This is a genomic window from Actinosynnema sp. NPDC059797, from assembly GCF_042732085.1.
Taxonomy (GTDB): Bacteria; Actinomycetota; Actinomycetes; order Mycobacteriales; family Pseudonocardiaceae; genus Actinosynnema.
Genome location: NZ_JBHWIE010000644.1, coordinates 1 through 2,328, shown reverse-complemented (window position 1 = coordinate 2,328; position 2,328 = coordinate 1). Strand labels below are relative to the sequence as shown.

The window sequence follows — 2,328 nt, the reverse complement described above, 5'->3', positions numbered from 1 at the left end:
GGGGGCGGCGGCCCCCACCCCCCCCCCCCGGGGGGCGGCGGGGGGGGGCCGGGGGGGGGGGGCGGGGGGCCCCGCGCGGCCCCCCCCCCGCCGATCCGGCTCCGCGCCACTCCGGTTCCGAACCCGGTGGAGGGCGGCACCTGGTACTACGGTGGTGGCGGCCGAACGCGGGAGGCGACGAGTGACCAGCTGGACCGACGTGATCAACTACGTCCGCACGCGCTACGAGGTGCTGGAGGAGACGGACGACTGGCTGCGCTTCCGGCTCGACACGAACGGCGACCGCACCCAGCAGGTCTCGGTGCACCACGTGCCCGACGAGGGCGGCAAGGCGTGGCTGGAGATCTCCTCGGCGGTCGGCCGGGCCGACGAGGTCGACCCGCGGCGGCTGCTGGAACTGGCCGGCGCCTCCCTGGTCGGCGGCGCGGCCGTGGTGGACGGCGGCGCGCTGCTCAAGCACCCCGTGCCGCTGGAGGACCTGAGCGTCCGGGAGGAGTTCGAGCGGCCGCTCACGATGTTGGTCGCGAACGCGGACGCGTTCGAGCACGCGCTGACCGAGGCCGACCACTTCTGACCCCGGGCCGGCGGCCGGGCACGACCGCCGGGGTGGTCCGGGCTACGTCGCGGGTCCGGTGGGCGGGTCGTCCTCGGGACCGAGCGCGTCGAGTTGCCGCCGCACCCGCTGGGCGTCCGCCACCCGCCCCTGCTCCCGGTACAGCTCCAGCGCCTCCCGCCACGCTGCGCGGGCTCGGTCGTGTTGACCGAGGGCGACGTGGGGGTGACCGAGGCCGTCGAGGGTGTGGGCGACCTGGGTGGCGTTGCCGAGGTCGCGCAGCAGGGCGAGGGCTTCCCGGTAGTGGCGGGTGGCCCGGTGGTGGCGGCCGGTGCGGTGGTCGACGTACCCGAGGCTGTCCAGGGTGGACGCCTCGCCCTCGGGGTTGCCGTGGCGTCGGTGCAGCACGAGGGCGGCCTCGCAGTGGTGGCGGGCGGTGTCGTGGTCGCCCAGGCGGGCCGTGTGCCAGCCCGCCACGTTGAGCGCTTCGGCTTCCTGCACCGGCCGGCCGAGGTCGCGGTAGAAGGCCAGGGCGCGGAGGACGTGCTCCAGGGCCTTCCGGTCGTCCCCCCTCAGGTCCCAGAGCCACGAGAGCGCGTAGTGGGTGTCGGCCTGCTGGCCGATGTCGCAGTGGTGCTCGGCCAGGGTGAGGGCTCGGTCTAGGTGCGCCACGGCCTCGTCGTGGTGCCCCAGCCCGAGGTGGGCCCGACCCAGGAACCGGTGGGTGAGGATGCGGGTGGTCGGGTCGGGCAGGTGCGCGGCGGCGTCGGCGGCGGCCCGCCACGCGGCCAACTCGTCGTGGCGGAGGCTTCGCCACCAGTGGAAGGTGCTGAGGGTCCAAGCCGTCCTCCACGCGGTCCGGTGGCGGTGATGGGCGGCGGCGGCGCGTTGGGTGGCGAGCAGGTGGGGGTGGTGGGCGTCCAGCCAGACCTGCGCGGCGAGGGGGTCGCCCAACGCGTGGGGGCGCGCACCGGGGACGGGCGGCTCGAACGGGATCGGTGTGCGATGGGGGTCCAGGAGGCGGTCGGCGGTGCGCGCGGTGTGCAGGTAGAAGTCGAGCACGCGCTCCAGCGCGGCTCGCCGCACCGGGTCGGGCAGGTCGTGGGCGGTGGAGGTGGCGTAGGCGCGCACGACGTCGTGCATGGCGTAGCGGCCACCAGCGTTGCGGTCGAGCAGGGAGGCGTCGGTCAGCGCGCGGAGTTCCGCGCGCGCCTCCCGTTCCGGCAGGCCGGTCAGGCCGGCGGCGGCGGGCAGGTCGATGTCCGGGCCGGGGGCGATGCCCAGCAGGGCGAACGCGGTGCGCTGCCGGTCGGTGAGGTGGCGCAGTGACCAGGACAGCACGGCGGGCAGGCCGGCGGTGGGGTCGTCGGCGTCGAGGGCGTCCAGGCCGAACTCGCGCAGCTCGGTGACCACCTCGGACAGCGGCAGGTCGGGCCGGCCGCGAGCGGCGGCCAGGCCCAGGGCGAGCGGGAAACCCCCGCACAGCGCGATCAGCTCGGCGGTCGCCCGGTCGTCGGCGACGGGACCCGGGCCGAGGGCGGTGGTGAGCAGGGCGCGGGACTCGGCGTCGGTGAGCACCCCGAGGGGCAGCGGGTGGGTGCCGTGCCGGGCGGTCAGGCCGCGCAACCGGTGGCGGCTGGTGACCAGCGCGGCGCACGACGGGCCGCCGGGCAGCAGCGGCACGACCTGCTCGGTGGTGGCGGCGTTGTCCAGCACGACCAGCACCCGTCGGTCGGCGACCAGGCTGCGGTACAGCGCGGCCCGCGCCTCGAGGT

General features: G+C 76.6%; 2 protein-coding genes. One reads left to right on the top strand and one right to left on the bottom strand.

Annotated features, from left to right (window positions below):
- The first annotated feature begins 181 nt into the window (after positions 1-181).
- On the top strand, positions 182-574 hold the full coding sequence (locus tag ACFV4N_RS42880) for a hypothetical protein (protein WP_499678438.1): 393 nt from the start codon (positions 182-184) through the stop codon (positions 572-574).
- Positions 575-616: 42 nt separating this feature from the next.
- Here ACFV4N_RS42880 and ACFV4N_RS42875 read toward each other — a convergent pair.
- The coding region (locus tag ACFV4N_RS42875) for a tetratricopeptide repeat protein (RefSeq protein WP_499678437.1) at positions 617-2,328 on the bottom strand (1,712 nt) is incomplete at its 5' end.